The organism is Xylanimonas allomyrinae, assembly GCF_004135345.1.
Taxonomy (GTDB): Bacteria; Actinomycetota; Actinomycetes; order Actinomycetales; family Cellulomonadaceae; genus Xylanimonas; species Xylanimonas allomyrinae.
In genome coordinates this window covers 3,329,449-3,345,242 of record NZ_CP035495.1, presented here as the reverse complement: position 1 = coordinate 3,345,242, position 15,794 = coordinate 3,329,449, and the positions used below count along the sequence as shown (strand labels likewise).

Below are 15,794 nucleotides of genomic sequence, written 5' to 3'. Positions count from 1 at the left end.
CGCGGCTGGGACCGCGACGGGCGGGGTGGGCGAGGTGGTCTCGGTCACGGGCAGGCTCCTGGCTCGTTCATGGTGGCTCGGGTGGCTCGGGTGGGACCGGGCGGGCGGCCCGGCGGCCCGGTCAGTGGATGGCAGCGACGGCGGCATGCTCGATGGAGAGCCCCGCGGTGTAGCGCTCGAGGTAGGCGCCCATGCCCGCGACGTCGGCGGCCTCGGGCCGGGCGACGACGGTCAGCGCGTCGGCGAACACGTGCTCGTCGAGCCAGGCCGCCAGCGCGCGCTCCTCGCCGTCGGCGACCGCTGCGGTGTACGCGGCCAGCACCGCGACGCCCCACGCGCCGCCCTCGCCCGCGGTCGCGGCGACCGCCACGGGCGCGTCGACCGCAGCGGCCAGCAGCCGCTGAGCCACGCCGGGCGTGCGGAACAGCCCGCCGTGCGCGAGCAGGGCGTCCACGGCGACGCCCTCGGCGGCCAGCGTGCGCATGCCGAGCGCGAGCGTCGCGAACACGCTGCACACCTGCGTCCGGGCGAAGTTGGCCAGCGTCAGCCGCGACCCGGGCGTGCGGACCAGCAGCGGGCGACCCTCGTCCAGGCCGGTGATGGTCTCGCCCGACAGGTAGTTGTACGCGAGCAGCCCACCGCCGTCGGGATCACCGTCCAGCGCGGCCCCCAGCAGGGCGGCGAACACCGCACCCTGGCCGGCCTCCACGCCCAGCGCCCGCGCGAACTGCTCGAAGACCTGCGCCCACGCGCCCAGCTCGCTGGCCCCGTTGTTGCAGTGCACCATCGCGACGGGGTCGCCCGACGGCGTGGTCACGACGTCGATCTCCGGGTGCACGGCCGCCAGGGCCTTCTCCAGCACCACCATCGCGAAGATGCTCGTGCCCGCCGAGACGTTCCCCGTGCGCGGGGCGACCGCGTTGGTCGCCACCATGCCCGTGCCCGCATCGCCCTCGGGCGGGCACAGCGGGACACCTGCGGCAAAGGTCCCCGTCGGGTCGAGCAGCGCCGCGCCCTCGGGTGTCAGGCGTCCGGCAGCCGCACCTGCGGGCAGCACCGAGGGCAGCAGCGCACGCAGGGGCGCCCGCAGCGATGCCCGCGCCGGAGCGGCCGTGCCGCGAGCGGCGGCCAGGGCGTCGAACGCCGCCAGCCTCGCCTCGTCGTAGTCGCCCGTGGACGCGTCGACCGGGAACATGCCCGACGCGTCGCCCACGCCCAGCACCCGCTCGCCCGTGAGCCGCCAGTGCACGTACCCCGCCAGCGTCGTCAGGAACGCGACCTGCGGCACGTGCGGCTCCTCGTCGAGCATCGCCTGGTACAGGTGTGCCACCGACCAGCGCAACGGCACGTTGAACTCCAGCGCCCGCGTGAGCTCGGCCGCGGCCTGCCCCGTCGAGGTGTTGCGCCACGTGCGGAACGGCACCAGCAGGTCGCCCGCGGCGTCGAACGCGAGATACCCGTGCATCATGGCCGACACCCCGAGGCCGCCCACCGCCGTCAGCGGCACGCCGTAGCGTTCGCGCACGTCCGCCGCGAGCGCCGCGAACGCGCCCCGCAGGCCCTCGTGCACCGCGTCGAGCGAGTACGTCCACACCCGGTCGACGAACTGGTTCTCCCAGGTGAACGACCCGACCGCGATCGTGCGCGAGTCCGGCCCCACGAGGCAGGCCTTGATGTTCGTCGAGCCCAGCTCGATCCCCAGCGTCGTCCGGCCGGCGACGACGGCGTCGCGGGCGGAGGTCACGTCATCGTGTCGATCCCTGTCCATCGTTCAATGTTAGCGCTAACATTCGCGCCGTGCCGCACGTTCCGGCAATCCTGGCGGACGCCGCTCCTACCGCTGACCGGCCGTGCTCCCCCGGACCACCAGCTCGGGGGCGATGACGGCCGCCATGGACGGTCGGTCCGGGTCGTCCGGGGTCTCCCAGGCGTCCAGCAGCGCCCGCACCGCGGCGCGCCCCACGGCCTCGAACGGCTGGCGCACCGTGGTCAGCGCAGGCACCAGGAAGGCGCTGCCCTCGATGTCGTCGAACCCCACCACCGAGACGTCCTCGGGCACCCGCAGGCCGTGTTCCCAGAAGGCCCGCATCAACCCCATCGCCATCAGGTCGTTGGACGCGAAGAAGCCCGTCGGCCCACCTGCGCGGCGCACCCGTGGCGCGAGAGCCTGCCCCAGCTCATACCCGCGCCGCGCCGACCAGCCGCGCGTCTCGACGACGTCGGCCTGCACGCCCCACGCCTGCGCCGTCGCGAGGAACGACGCCGTGCGCTCCGCCGCGTCGAACCAGCGCGCCGGCCCCGCCAGATGCACCACATGACGGTGACCCAGGCCGAGCAGGTGCTCCGTCGCGAGCCGCGCCCCCCGGTACTGGTCCACACACACGTACTGCTCGCGCACCGTGTCGGGGACATCCCGGCGGGCGGCCACCACGACGACAGGGCACGGCGGGGCGTGCTCGCCGATGGCGAGCGCGACCTCGGCGAGCGGCGCCACCGCCACCACACCCTCCACACCCTGGTCCACGAGCCGTTCGAGCGCGTCCGCGGCGGCCGCCGCGTCGGTGCCCGACAGCGAGCTGGTCGAGATGAAGTACCCCTCACGCCGCAGCGCCGCCTCGACCGCCAGCACCGTGCTCGCGGGGCCGAAGTGCGCGCTGCCGTTCGTCAGCACGCCCACGGTCGCCGACCGCGCCGTGACGAGAGCGCGCGCGGCGCTGTTGCGGCGGTACCCGAGCTCCTGGATCGCGGCCAGCACACGGTCGCGCGTCGCCGGCCGCACGCTCGGGTGGTCGTTGAGCACCCGGGAGACGGTCTGGTGCGAGACCCCGGCGCGGGCCGCGACGTCGGACATCGCCGGAGCGCGCCGTGCGGTCATGTCAGTCCTCGGAGCCCTGCGCGTCCGCCCCCGCACCCCGGCTGTGGCCCTCCAGGCCGGCGGCGATCTCCAGGGTCCGGTCGCGGGCCGCCTCGACCGCGTCGACGAAAGCCGCTCGGACGCCTGCCGCATCGAGCCGGCGCAGGCCCTCGACCGTCGTCCCGCCCGGCGAGGTCACGCGCTCGCGCGCCAGCGCAGGGTGCTCGCCCGTCTCCGCGACGAGGCGCGCCGAGCCGAGCACCGTCTGCACGGCCAGGCGCGTCGACAGGTCGCGCGAGAGCCCCACGGCGACGCCGGCCTCGGCCAGCGCGTCGAGCACGTAGAACACGTACGCCGGGCCCGAGCCCGCGAGCGCCCCGCCGCCGCCTGGGACACCTCGGGAACCACGACGACGTCGCCCGTTCCGGCCAGGACGGCCAGCACCAGGTCGACGTCGGCCGCCGACGCGTGCGCCCCGGCGCTGAGCGCCGACGTGCCCGCGCCGATCGCGGCAGGCGTGTTGGGCATGACCCGCACCACGGGCGGGCGCCCGGGCAGGCGGTCCTCGAAGAACGCCGTGGAGAGACCCGCGGCGACGCTCACGACGACGGCGTGACGCGGCAGCGCGTCCCCCACCTCGCCGAGCATGGCCTCGACGTCCTTGGGCTTGACCGCGACGACCACGACGTCGGCGTCACGCACCGCCTCGACGTTGTCCGCCGTCGTGCGGACGCCGTACCTCCGGGCGATCTCGTCTGCGCGCTCGGGGCGGCGGACCGTCGCCGTGACGTTGCCGGGCGCGACGCCGGCGCGCAGCGCACCGGCCAGCACGGCCTCTCCCATGTTCCCGGTGCCCAGCAGGGCCAGGCGGACGTCGTCGATGCTCACGGGCGCAACGTTACGTGGGTTCACGCCGCCGTCTCAGAGCGGGAACGCCGAGTAGAAGGCCTCGACGTCTTCCTGGGTGCCCAGCGCACGCAGCACCACGGTGCCGTTGCGCCACCAGAGCGCGGCCCCGTCGTCGGTGAGCACCAGCGCGTACGTGCCGGCGACCTCGCCGCCGACCTCGACGTCGCCGTCCTTGATCGTGGCGCCGGCGGCCTTCACCTGGGCCGCGTGGAACGACGTGGCGGCGTCGGCGTCGGCCCACTGGCCGACCTGGAGGACGACGCTCGCCGCGTCCGCCTCCGCGCCGTCGGCGTAGGTGACCGTCCACGACTCGACGGCCCCGTTGTCGGCCTGCCACGCGGGGAGGTTCTCGATCCCCTGCTGCGCGAACGCGAGCACGGTGTCGGGCAGCGCCTTGGTGAGCGCGGTCTGCTCGCCGCCGCGCGCGGCAGGCGAGACGGTCGGGGTCGGCACGGGGGCGGTGACCGTCTGCGTCGGCGTCGGCAGCGGGTCGGGAACGGCGAACCCCGGCCACCAGAACGCCGTCACGAGCGCGACGGCGAGCACCACGGCACCCGCCCCGGACACGGCCACGATGCGACGACGACGCAGCACCGCGGCCGAGGGGTGGGATCGAGCACGCGTCTGCGGACGCGCCACGGGGCGCGGCGTCCTGTCGTCGGTCATGCGGGCCTCCAGGGTCGACAGCCCGCAGCCTACGCACGCTCCGGGCGTCCGGCTGGGAGGCGTGTCGGTGGTGGCGCATAGCGTGCCCGCGTGACCTCATCGACGTCGGCCCGCCCCCGCTCCGGGGCGGCCAAGACCGCCCGGCCCGCCTACCGATGCGCCGAGTGCGGCTGGGCGACGGCCAAGTGGGTGGGCCGCTGCGGCGAGTGCCAGGCGTGGGGCACGGTCGCCGAGGACGGGCCCGCCGCCGCGGGGCCGCGCACCGTGGCCGTGACGCCGGTGCGCTCGGCGGCGCTGCCGATCGCGCAGATCGACGTCGAGTCGGCGCGCGCGACGCCCACGGGCGTCGACGAGCTCGACCGGGTGCTGGGCGGCGGGCTGGTGCCGGGGGCCGTGGTCCTCATGGCCGGGGAGCCCGGCGTCGGCAAGTCGACGCTCCTGCTCGAGGTCGCCTCGCAGTACGCGCACGGCCTCGACGGACGCGGCGGTCGCACGGTGCTCTACGTGACGGGCGAGGAGTCCGCCGGGCAGGTGCGCCTGCGGGCCGAGCGCGTGGGCGCGCTCGCGCCGTCGCTGCTGCTCGCCGCCGAGACCGACCTGGGGACGGTGCTCGGGCACGTCGAGGCGACGACGCCGGAGCTCCTGGTCGTGGACTCCGTCCAGACGATCGCCTCGGCCGAGGTCGACGGCGTCGCGGGCGGTGTGTCGCAGGTGCGCGAGGTCGCGGCGGCGCTCATCGCCGTCGCCAAGGAGCGGCGCGTGCCGGTGCTGCTCGTCGGCCACGTGACCAAGGACGGCAGCGTCGCCGGCCCGCGCACGCTCGAGCACCTCGTCGACGTCGTCTGCCAGTTCGAGGGCGACCGGCACTCGCGCCTGCGGATGGTGCGCGCCGTCAAGAACCGGTTCGGGCCGACGGACGAGGTGGGCTGCTTCGAGCTCACCGAGACCGGGATCACCGGGCTCGCCGACCCCAGCGGGCTGTTCCTTTCCCACCTCGGGGCGGGCGTGCCCGGATCGTGCGTCACCGTGACCCTCGAGGGGCGGCGCCCCCTCGCGATCGAGATCCAGTCGCTCGTGGCACCCTCGGCGCTGCCCAACCCGCGCCGCACCACCAACGGCATGGACTCCTCACGTCTCGCCCAGATCCTCGCGGTGCTGCACCGGCACGCGTCGCTGCGCCTCGCCGACCAGGACGTCTACCTCTCGACGGTCGGCGGCGCGCGCGCCGGGGAGCCCGCCGCGGACCTGGCTGCGGCCCTCGCCATCGTCTCGGCCCGCACCGGCGACGCCCTCCCGCCGGGGACCGTCGCGTTCGGCGAGGTGGGCCTGGCCGGGGACGTGCGTCCCGTGGCCGGGATCGACCGCCGGCTGAGCGAGGCGGCACGCCTCGGGTTCGTGCGGGCCGTGGTGCCTCCGGGGACGCGCGCCGGCACGTCGGCACGCTCCGCCGCGGGACTGGAGCTCATCGAGGCGGCTCACGTCGCCCACGCGGTCGACGCCGTCGCGCCCGGTCGAGCGGCCCGCTGAGACGAATCACCTGGCCGTCGAGCGCCCAACCCCTAGGATCGACAACGTGGCTTCCACACCTGCCCACCAGGACGAACTGCTCAAGGAGACCCTCGCGGCCGTCGCGCCCGGCACCGAGCTGCGCGACGGACTCGAACGAATCCTGCGCGGGCGCACCGGCGCGCTCATCGTCCTCGGCCTCGACAAGACGGTCGAGGAGATGTGCTCGGGCGGGTTCGTGCTCGACGTCGCCTTCTCCGCCACCCGCCTGCGCGAGCTGTCGAAGATGGACGGCGCCGTGGTGCTCGACCGTGACGCGACCCGCATCAGGCGCGCGGCCGTGCAGCTGCTGCCCGACCCGACGATCGAAACCAGCGAGTCCGGCACCCGGCACCGCACCGCCGAGCGCGTCGCGAAGCAGAGCGGGTTCCCCGTGATCTCCGTCAGCCAGTCGATGCGGATCGTCGCCCTCTACGTCGGCGACGCACGCCACGTCCTCGAAGGCTCCGACACCATCATGGGCCGCGCCAACCAAGCGCTCGCGACGCTCGAGCGCTACCGCGCCCGCCTCGACGAGGTCTCGGGCACGCTGTCCGCACTGGAGATCGAAGACCTCGTCACCGTGCGCGACGTGTGCTCCGTGGTGCAGCGCCTGGAGATGGTGCGCCGCATCTCCGAGGAGATCGCCGGGTACGTCATCGAGCTCGGTGTCGACGGCCGCCTGCTCGCCCTCCAGCTCGACGAGCTCATCGGCGGGATCGGCTCCGACCGCGAGTTCGTGGTGCGCGACTACGTCGAGCTCGAACGGATCGACCGGTCGTTCTCCGACGTCCAGTCGGCGCTCGCCGGCCTCGACTCCAGCCAGCTGCTGGACCTCGGGCAGATCGGGCGCGTGCTGGAGCTGCCCGGCGGCGGCATCGCGCTCGACGCAGCCGTCGCACCGCACGGCTACCGCCTGCTGTCCAAGGTGCCGCGCCTGCCCAGCGCGATCATCGACCGCCTCGTCGCGCACTTCGGCGGCCTGCAGAAGCTGCTCGCCGCATCGGTCGACGACCTCATGGCCGTCGACGGCGTGGGCGAGCAGCGCGCCCGCGCCGTACGCGAGGGGCTGTCACGGCTCGCCGAGTCGAGCATCCTCGAACGGTACGTCTGAGGGCTGCCCGCCTGACACGGGTCGCGTCCTGTGCGTGTCCGGGCACCCCTCCTGGCGGCGCTCAGTCCGTCGCCTGCCCCGCAGGCTCGGCCTCCGGCGGTGCCGTCTGGTCGGTGCCCGGCGTGGCCTCGCCGCCCGTCGCGTCCTCGGTGCCGCCCTCGGTGCCGCCCTCAGTGCCGCCCTCGGTACCGCCCTCGGTGCCTTCCTGCGGCGTGGCCGACGGATCCGGTGTGGCCTCCGGCGACGGCGGCGGTTCCATGACCGTGAGCGTCACGGGGGCGCCCTCCGCACCCGGCACGTTGGGCATCACGACGCGGGCCGTGTACGTCCCCGGCCCGACGACAGGCTGCGCCGACGAGCAGTCGCCCTCGGCCGAGGCCCGGCCCAGCCAGCGCAGCGAGCGCTGGTGGACGTCGCCGGGACCGAGCAACAGGTCGATCGAGCCCGAGGAGCACTGGGCGCTGTTCCACACCGTCGCGCCGTCGGCGTCGGTGATCAGGACCATGCGCGAGGAGTCGCCGCCGTCGACCAGGCACGGGTGGCGGCCCACGTTGGTGATCGTCACGTCGAACGCCGTGCCCTGACCGGGCAGCAGGCTCGTCGCGCCGGGCACAGCCGTCAGTTCGAGGCTCGACGCGGGGCAGGCCTCGCTCGGCCCGCCGACCTCGGCCGGGTCCGGCGGCGCGACCTTCTGCGCCGCGAGCGGCGGCACCGGGTCGGGCCACACGTCACGCACCCACGACACCCCGCGCCCGATGCCGTACCCGAGGACCGACCCGGCGCCCACCAGCAGCGCCACGACGACGAGGGGCAGCACGGGAAACCGCCGCGGCGAACCCGGCCGCGCGGGAGCGGCGCGCGACGTCGTCCGTGCCACGCCGGGCGCCTGGAGACGGTTCGCCGAGGCGACGCGCCGGTCGCGTGACCCGGACGCGGCCGGGCGGGGCGTGCCCGCCTGCTGCCTGCCGGCGGGCTTGCGTCCCGGCGGCTGCTGCCGGGCCGCGGCGCCGCCGCCCTTCCCTGCAGGCCTCCCGCCGGCGCTCTTGCCAGCCGCAGTCTTGCCTGCCGCAGTCTTGCCTGCCGCGCTCTTGCTCGCCGCACTCCTGCCTGCCGCACCCTGACCCGCTGCGGGCCGCCCGGACGCCGGCGCGCGGCTCGCGGACGAGCGCGGCGCCCCGGCACCGCGCGGCTGCTGCCGGCGTGGGTCATCGCCGCGCGGGGCGCGGTCACGGTCGCGGTCAGCGGGCGCCACGGAGCCTCCGGTCGGTCGGTACCGATCACGGTACGACGACGCCGCCGCAGGCCGCAGATGCCGCGCCGACACGACACGGCGACCTGCCGCGCGACGCCCGACTACGGTGTCCGGGTGCCTCCGACCTCCGCCGCGCCGGCACCCACGGCGCCCACACCGATCTCGCGGAAGCACGACGCGCAGCCCAAGTCCGCGAAGCAGGGCGAGTCCGCCGCTCAGGGCGTCCCCGCCCCACAGGGCGATTCCGGCCCCCCGCGCGCCACCGCCCCGCAAGCAGACCCCGGCGCGTCGGCCAGCCCCGCCCCGCAGGCGAACCCCGCCACGCCGCCCGGCCCCGCCCCCGACCCGCTGATCGGCCGCACGGTCGCCTGGTTCGCGGCCGCCCGCCGCGACCTGCCCTGGCGCGCCCCCAGCCGGACCCCGTGGGGCGTGCTCGTGAGCGAGGTGATGCTTCAGCAGACGCCCGTCGCGCGGGTCGAGCCGGTGTGGCGGGCGTGGCTCGGCCGCTGGCCGACACCCGCGGCGCTGGCCGCCGCGCCGACGGCCGACGTGCTGCGCGCGTGGGACCGGCTCGGCTACCCGCGCCGCGCGCTGCGTCTGCACGAGTGCGCGCGCGTCGTCGTCGAACGGCACGGTGGCACCGTGCCCGCGGACGAGGCCGCGCTGCGTGCGCTGCCCGGCGTCGGCGAGTACACCGCGGCCGCGGTGGCCGCGTTCGCGTTCGGGCGCCGCGCCCTCGTCGTCGACACCAACGTGCGCCGCGTCCTCGCTCGCGCCGTCGGCGGCGTCGCGCTGCCCGCCCCCACGCCGACCGCCGCCGAGCGGCAGACCGCGACCGCCCTCGTGCCCGACGACGACGCCACCGCCGTCGCGTGGGCGGCCGCGTCGATGGAGCTCGGCGCGCTGGTGTGCACGGCCCGCTCGCCGCGCTGCGGCGAGTGCCCCGTCGGCGACCTGTGCGCCTGGCGCGCCGCCGGCCACCCCGGCGACGAGCACGCGCACCGCCGTCGCGCACAGGCATGGCACGGGACCGACCGGCAGTGCCGGGGCCGCATCATGGCCGTGCTGCGGGGCGCGCCCGGGCCGGTGCCACGGTCGGTCATCGATGCGGCGATCGATGCGGCGATCGGCGCGGCAATCAGCACGGCGGTCGGCGCGGGCACCCGCTCGGCCGGCGCGGCCCCCGAGTCACGGCCGGATCGGGCCCAGGTCACCCGCTGTCTCGCCGGGCTGATCGAGGACGGTCTCGTCGAGCAGACACCCGCACGCGCCTACCGCCTCCCCGCGGACTGACGCCCCAGCCGCGCGCCGTGGCCGACGTCGGCCGACGTCGGCCGGCGTCGGCCGGCGTCGGACGGTCAGAGGCTCAGCAGCATGCGGGTGTTGCCGAGCGTGTTCGGCTTGACCCGGGCCAGGTCGAGGAACTCCGCGACGCCGTCGTCGTGCGAGCGCAGCAGCTCGGCGTACACCTCGGGGGTCACGGGTGTGCCCTCGATCGGCTCGAAGCCCTGACGGCCGAAGAAGTCCACCTCGAAGGTCAGGCAGAACACGCGCCGCAGCGCGAACGCGCGCGCCCGGTCCACCAGGGCGGCCAGCAGCCGGTGCCCCACCCCCGTCCCGAGGTGCTCGGGTGCGACGGCCAGGGTGCGCACCTCGGCGAGGTCGTCCCACATGACGTGCAGCGCCCCGCAGCCGACGACGACGCCGTCGACCTCGGCGACCAGGAACTCCTGAACCGCCTCGAAATACCCGACGAGCTCCTTGGCCAGGAGGATGCGTCGCTCCGCGTACGGCTCCACGAGGGCCCGCACGGCGCGGACGTCAGCGGGCAGTGCGGGCCGGATCACAGGAGTCACGGCGTCACTTTACGTGCGCCCGTGGCCCATCCACTTGCGTCTCGCGCCAGCCAGTGTGACGTTAGCCACGTCACTTTCGGAAGGAGCCATCGATGGCGACCACCCGGCTCACCGTCGAGTCTCGGGAGCAGGCCCTTGCCGCACTCGAGTCCTCGACCACGCCCAGCGGCGAGCTCGACATCCTCGTGGTCGGAGGCGGGATCACCGGCGCCGGCATCGCGCTCGACGCCGTGACGCGCGGCCTGTCGACGGCGATCGTCGAGGCGCAGGACTGGGCGTCAGGCACGTCGAGCCGCAGCTCCAAGCTGGTGCACGGTGGCCTGCGCTACCTGCAGATGCTCGACTTCCACCTGGTGCACGAGGCGCTCACGGAACGCGACCTGCTGCTGCGCGACCTCGCGCCGCACCTGGTGCGGCCCGTGCCGTTCCTGTACCCGCTCGAGCACCGCGTCTGGGAGCGCGCGTACGTCGGGGCGGGCATCGCGCTGTACGACACGCTCGCGAGCATCGCCCCCGGCAAGCGCGCCATGCCGATCCACCGGCACCTGACGCGCTCCCAGATGGCCCGCAAGTTCCCCGACCTCGCGCACGACGCCGCGATCGGCGCCGTCCAGTACTGGGACGCGTCGGTCGACGACGCCCGCCTGGTCAACACCCTCGTGCGCACCGCGGCCGGGTACGGGGCGCACGCGGCCTCGCGCACGCAGGTCGTCGAGCTCACCCAGTCGGCGACGGGTGCCGTCAACGGCGCCGTCGTCGTCGACCTGGAGTCCGGCCGGCGCATCACGGTGCGGGCGCGAGCCGTCGTCAACGCCACGGGTGTGTGGACCGAGCAGACCGAGGCGCTCGCCGGCAGCGAGGGCGGGCTGCGCGTGCTCGCCTCGAAGGGCATCCACCTGGTGGTGCCGCGCGAACGCATCCGCGGCAAGGTCGGGTTGATCCTCCAGACCGAGAAGTCGGTGCTGTTCATCATCCCGTGGTCGCGGTACTGGGTCATCGGCACCACGGACACCCCGTGGCACGAGGACCTGCGCGACCCCGTCGCGTCGTCGGCGGACATCGACTACGTGCTGGAGCACGCCAACGCGGTGCTCGCCCACCCGCTCACGCGCGAGGACGTCATCGGCACCTACGCGGGCCTGCGCCCCCTGCTGCAACCCGGCACCAAGGAGGGCACGTCGTCGGCGAAGGTCAGCCGCGAGCACACCGTCGCCTCGCCCAACCCCGGGCTGAGCGTCATCGCGGGCGGCAAGCTCACCACCTACCGCGTGATGGCCAAGGACGCCGTCGACCACGCCATCGGGCAGCGTGCGGCGGCCCTGCCGTCGATCACGCACAAGATCCCGTTGCAGGGCGCGGTCGGGTTGCAGGCCGTGCAACGGCAGGCACGCTCCTGGGCCAAGCGGTACGGGTGGACGCCGCCCCTGGTGGACCACCTGCTGCACCGGTACGGGTCCGACGTCGCCGAGCTCGTCGAGCTGTGCGAGGCCGACCCGTCGCTCGCCCGCCCGCTCGCTCACGCACCCGCCTACCTTCGGGCCGAGGTCCACTACGGCGTCACCCATGAGGGCGCCCTGCACCTGGAGGACGTGCTCCTGCACCGCACGCGCCTCGTCTACGAGGTCCCCGACGCCGGCCTGGCCGCGCTGCCGGAGATCGCCGACGTCGTCGCACCCCTGCTGGGATGGGACGACGCCACGAAGCAGGCCGAGACCGCCGCGTACCGCGAGCGCGTCCAGGCCTATGACGCCGCGGCCACCGAGCCCGACGACGCCTCCGCCCAGGCCGCGCGCCTGCGCGCCGCGGACGTCGCCGAGATGGTGCCGCTCGAAAGCTGACAGAAGGGAACGACGATGCTTGTCGACGCATTCTGGTCGGAGTTCATCGGCACCGCGACGCTGATCCTGCTCGGCGCCGGCGTGGTGGCCAACGTCATCCTGCCGAAGAACAAGGGCTTCGGCCCCAACTGGCTTCTCATCAACTTCGGGTGGGGCCTTGCGGTGTTCGCCGGCGTGTATGCCGCGCACGCCTCGGGCGCGCACCTCAACCCCGCGGTGACGATCGGCCTGTGGGTGGCCGACAAGCCGTTCTTCGAGAACGATCTCGGGCTGATCGACGGCACGTTCGGGCACGCCCTGGTGTACTTCGCCGGGCAGTTCGCCGGAGGCTTCGTCGGCGCCGTCGTCGCCTGGCTCGCCTACAAGAAGCACTTCGACCAGGACGCCGACCCGGGCGTCAAGCTCGCCGTGTTCTCGACCGGTCCCGCGATCCGCTCGTACACGTGGAACCTCGTCACCGAGGCGATCGCGACGTTCGTGCTCGTGTACTGGGTGCTCGTCAACGGCGGCACGCCCACGCAGATCGGGCCGCTCGGCGTCGCGCTCGTCGTCGTCGGCATCGGTGCGTCCCTCGGCGGGCCGACCGGCTACGCCATCAACCCCGCCCGCGACCTGGCACCACGTGTCGCGCACTTCCTGCTTCCCATCCCGGGCAAGGGGTCCTCCGACTGGTCGTACGCCTGGGTTCCCGTCGTCGGGCCGATCGTCGGCGCCGTCGCGGCGGGGTGCCTCGTGCGAACCGGGGTCGGCGTCTGACCACACCATCCGACAGCACGACGACGTGAAGGAGTCACAGCACCATGCCTGACTTTGTTCTTGCTATTGATCAGGGCACGACGAGCTCGCGGGCGATGATTTTCGACCATGGTGGTCGGGTCGTGTCGGTGGGTCAGCTCGAGCATGACCAGATCTTTCCGCGTGCGGGGTGGGTCGAGCACAGTCCGGAGCAGATCTGGAACAACGTGCGTGAGGCGGTGGGTCTTGCGTTGACGCGCGCGAACGTGACGTTCACGGATATCGCGGCGGTCGGGATCACGAACCAGCGTGAGACGACGGTGGTGTGGGACAGGCGCACGGGTAAGCCGGTCTATAACGCGATCGTGTGGCAGGACACGCGTACCCAGCCGATCGTGGAGGAGCTGGGGGGCAGGCGGGGCCTGACCGGTACAAGTCGATCGTCGGGTTGCCGTTGGCGACGTATTTCTCCGGGCCGAAGGTCAAGTGGATCTTGGACAACGTGGCCGGTGCCCGGGAGGCGGCCGAGCGTGGTGACCTGTTGTTCGGCAACACCGATGCGTGGGTGTTGTGGAACATGACCGGTGGCCCTGACGGGGGGTGCACGTCACGGACGTCACGAACGCGTCGCGGACCATGCTGATGGACCTGGACACCTTGTCGTGGCGTGAGGACATCGCGGCGGACATGGGCATCCCGTTGTCGATGCTGCCGCAGATCCGCTCCTCGTCCGAGGTGTACGGGCTGGGCCGGGCGGGCGGGCTGCTGCCGGGGGTGCCGATCGCGGGCATCCTGGGCGACCAGCAGGCTGCGACGTTCGGGCAGGCGTGCTTCGAGGCCGGCACGGCGAAGAACACCTACGGCACGGGCAACTTCATGCTCCTCAACACGGGCACCGAGAAGGTCCCCTCGCGCAACGGGCTGCTGACCACGGTCTGCTACAAGATCGGTGAGCAGGCTCCCCGGTACGCGTTGGAGGGGTCGATCGCGGTGACCGGGTCGCTCATCCAGTGGCTGCGCGACAACCTGGGCCTGTTCTCCGACGCCCCGGACGTGGAGTGGATGGCCCGCAAGGTCGAGGACAACGGTGGCGCGTACTTCGTGCCCGCGTTCTCGGGGCTGTTCGCCCCGTACTGGCGTCCCGACGCGCGTGGCGCCCTGGTGGGCCTGACCCGGTACGTCAACCGCAACCACATCGCGCGTGCCGCGCTGGAGTCGGTCGCCTTCCAGACCCGTGAGGTGCTGGAGGCCATGCGCGCCGATTCCGGGGTCGAGCTGACCGAGCTCAAGGTCGACGGCGGCATGGTCGCCAACGAGCTGCTCATGCAGTTCCAGGCCGACCAGCTCGGTGTGGACGTCGTACGCCCCCAGGTCGCCGAGACCACCGCGCTCGGCGCGGCCTACGCCGCCGGGATCGCGGTCGGGTTCTGGTCCGGGGAGTCGGACGTGACCGCCAACTGGGCCGAGGACCGCCGCTGGGAACCGTCCATGGACACCAGCGAACGCGAACGCCTCTACCGGCAATGGAAGAAAGCCGTCACCAAGACCTTCGACTGGGTCGACGCCGACACACAGTAAACAGCCGGCACACGCGACGGCGGTCGCCCGGCCGGGCGTCCGCCGTCGTGTGCGCCGTGCCGCGCCGTCTCGCTCTCCCTGCCGCGTAGGGTCGACGACATGGCTGCGCTGCCCACGACCTACACGATCCCGGGGATCCACGTCACCGACCGGGCCGCGACCGTTCCCCTCGACTGGTCGTCGCCCGGCGGCGAGACCCTCACGGTGTTCGTGCGCGAGGTCGTGGCCGCGCACCGGCGCTCGGAGGACCTGCCCCTCCTGCTGTTCCTCCAGGGCGGGCCCGGCGGCAAGGGGCCACGGCCCGCCGGTCCGGCGGACGGGTGGCTCGGCGCGGCGCTCGAACGGTTCCGCGTCGTGCTGCTCGACCAGCGGGGCACCGGGCGCTCGACGCCCGTCTCGGCGCGGCGCCTGGCCGCCGTCGGGGACGGTGCCGCGCAGGCAGAGCACCTGGCCCACTTCCGGGCCGACTCCATCGTGCGGGACGCCGAGCACGTGCGGCGCACGCTCTACGGCGGCCGGCGCTGGTCGACCCTCGGGCAGTCGTACGGCGGGTTCATCACGTTGACGTACCTGTCGCTCGCCCCCGAGGCGCTCGACGCCTGCTACGTGACCGGAGGGTTGCCCGGCCTGACCGCGAGCGCCCGCGAGGTGTACGAGCGGACGCAGCCGCGCGTCGCCGCCCGCAACGCCGTGTTCCGGGAGCGGTTCCCGGCCGACGTCGCGGTGGTGCGGCGCGTCGTCGACCGGGTCGCGGCGGGCGGCGTCGTGCTGCCGTGCGGCGACCCGCTGACGGTGCCGCGCGTGCAGGCGCTCGGCATGGGCCTGGGGATGAAGCAGGGCGTCGACGCCCTGCACTGGATCCTCGACGAGGCGTTCGACACCGACGGCGAGCTCACGGGCACGTTCCTCGCGCAGGTCGAGGCGGCGACGTCGTTCCGCGCCAACCCGCTGTACGCCGTCGTGCACGAGTCGATCTACGCGCAGTCGCACACGGGGCCGACGGCGTGGGCCGCCGCCCAGGTGCGCGACGCGGACCCGGCGTTCGCGCCGGGGGCCGACCCGCTGCTGTTCACGGGCGAGATGATCTACCCGCACATGGTCGAGCAGGCCGAGCTGCGGGGCTTGCGTGCGGCGGCCGACGCGCTCGCCGCGCGCGACGGCTGGGACGACCTGTACGACGTCGAGCGGCTGGCGGCCAACGAGGTGCCCGTCGAGGCGGCCGTGTACTTCGACGACCTGTACGTGGACGCGGGGCTGTCGCTCGACACGGCGGCCCGGGTGGGATGCACGCGGGCGTGGGTCACCAACGAGCACGAGCACGACGGGCTGCGGGTCGGCGGCGTGCTGCCGGTGCTGCTGGGGCGCATGGACGAGCGGGGTCTGCCTCGGCGCTGAGACGGCGGCAGCGCCGCAGGCGCGCCGTGCCCGGGTCGCCCGTATCCTGACC

The 15,794-nt window shown here is 74.2% G+C and carries 12 protein-coding genes and 2 pseudogenes; 7 read left to right on the top strand and 7 right to left on the bottom strand.

Going from position 1 to position 15,794, the window contains the following annotated elements:
• Positions 1-121: 121 nt before the first annotated feature.
• The 5 genes and pseudogenes from ET495_RS15030 to ET495_RS15015 form a co-directional block, all read right to left on the bottom strand.
• Positions 122-1,768, bottom strand: a complete 1,647-nt coding sequence (locus tag ET495_RS15030; RefSeq protein WP_129205454.1) for an FGGY-family carbohydrate kinase — start codon at positions 1,766-1,768, stop codon at positions 122-124.
• A 66-nt stretch (positions 1,769-1,834) separates the two neighbouring features.
• Complete coding sequence (locus ET495_RS15025; RefSeq protein WP_245993121.1) at positions 1,835-2,875, bottom strand: LacI family DNA-binding transcriptional regulator; 1,041 nt, start codon at positions 2,873-2,875, stop codon at positions 1,835-1,837.
• A gap of 1 nt (position 2,876) precedes the next feature.
• The gene (locus ET495_RS19515) at positions 2,877-3,194 is read right to left on the bottom strand and encodes a pyrroline-5-carboxylate reductase family protein (RefSeq protein ID WP_342770115.1); all 318 of its coding nucleotides are present in this window, start codon (positions 3,192-3,194) and stop codon (positions 2,877-2,879) included.
• A gap of 296 nt (positions 3,195-3,490) precedes the next feature.
• Positions 3,491-3,697 (bottom strand): annotated as a pseudogene (locus tag ET495_RS19510) (NAD(P)-binding domain-containing protein); the annotation flags it as partial.
• 78 nt (positions 3,698-3,775) lie between these two features.
• Complete coding sequence (locus ET495_RS15015; protein WP_129205453.1) at positions 3,776-4,429, bottom strand: hypothetical protein; 654 nt, start codon at positions 4,427-4,429, stop codon at positions 3,776-3,778.
• 90 nt (positions 4,430-4,519) lie between these two features.
• On the opposite strand from ET495_RS15015, the gene radA reads away from it, so the two are divergent.
• Together radA and disA are read left to right on the top strand one after the other, a co-directional pair.
• Positions 4,520-5,956 (top strand): DNA repair protein RadA, encoded by a 1,437-nt coding sequence (gene radA, locus ET495_RS15010; RefSeq protein ID WP_129205452.1) that lies wholly within the window; start codon positions 4,520-4,522, stop codon positions 5,954-5,956.
• 46 nt (positions 5,957-6,002) lie between these two features.
• Positions 6,003-7,088 (top strand): DNA integrity scanning diadenylate cyclase DisA, encoded by a 1,086-nt coding sequence (gene disA, locus ET495_RS15005; protein WP_129205451.1) that lies wholly within the window; start codon positions 6,003-6,005, stop codon positions 7,086-7,088.
• 61 nt (positions 7,089-7,149) lie between these two features.
• Here disA and ET495_RS15000 read toward each other — a convergent pair whose 3' ends face one another.
• Positions 7,150-7,965 (bottom strand): hypothetical protein, encoded by an 816-nt coding sequence (locus ET495_RS15000; protein WP_129205450.1) that lies wholly within the window; start codon positions 7,963-7,965, stop codon positions 7,150-7,152.
• 723 nt (positions 7,966-8,688) lie between these two features.
• Here ET495_RS15000 and ET495_RS14995 point away from each other — a divergent pair.
• Positions 8,689-9,633, top strand: a complete 945-nt coding sequence (locus tag ET495_RS14995) for an HhH-GPD family protein (protein WP_245993488.1) — start codon at positions 8,689-8,691, stop codon at positions 9,631-9,633.
• 65 nt (positions 9,634-9,698) lie between these two features.
• On the opposite strand, the gene ET495_RS14990 is transcribed toward ET495_RS14995, so the two are convergent.
• Positions 9,699-10,196 (bottom strand): amino-acid N-acetyltransferase, encoded by a 498-nt coding sequence (locus ET495_RS14990; protein WP_129205448.1) that lies wholly within the window; start codon positions 10,194-10,196, stop codon positions 9,699-9,701.
• Between the two features lie 92 nt (positions 10,197-10,288).
• Here ET495_RS14990 and ET495_RS14985 point away from each other — a divergent pair, with 92 nt between their 5' ends.
• From ET495_RS14985 to ET495_RS14970, 4 genes and pseudogenes are all read left to right on the top strand, one after another.
• Positions 10,289-12,034: a glycerol-3-phosphate dehydrogenase/oxidase gene (locus ET495_RS14985; RefSeq protein WP_129205447.1), complete on the top strand. Its 1,746-nt coding sequence runs from the start codon at positions 10,289-10,291 to the stop codon at positions 12,032-12,034.
• A gap of 15 nt (positions 12,035-12,049) precedes the next feature.
• A complete protein-coding gene (locus ET495_RS14980) occupies positions 12,050-12,790 on the top strand; it encodes an MIP/aquaporin family protein (protein ID WP_129205446.1) in 741 nt (246 codons plus the stop codon).
• 44 nt (positions 12,791-12,834) lie between these two features.
• Positions 12,835-14,347, top strand: a pseudogene (gene glpK, locus ET495_RS14975) (glycerol kinase GlpK).
• Between the two features lie 99 nt (positions 14,348-14,446).
• Positions 14,447-15,742 carry an alpha/beta fold hydrolase gene (locus tag ET495_RS14970; RefSeq protein ID WP_129205445.1) on the top strand — a complete coding sequence of 432 codons (1,296 nt, stop codon included), beginning with the start codon at positions 14,447-14,449 and terminating at the stop codon, positions 15,740-15,742.
• Positions 15,743-15,794: the final 52 nt, after the last annotated feature.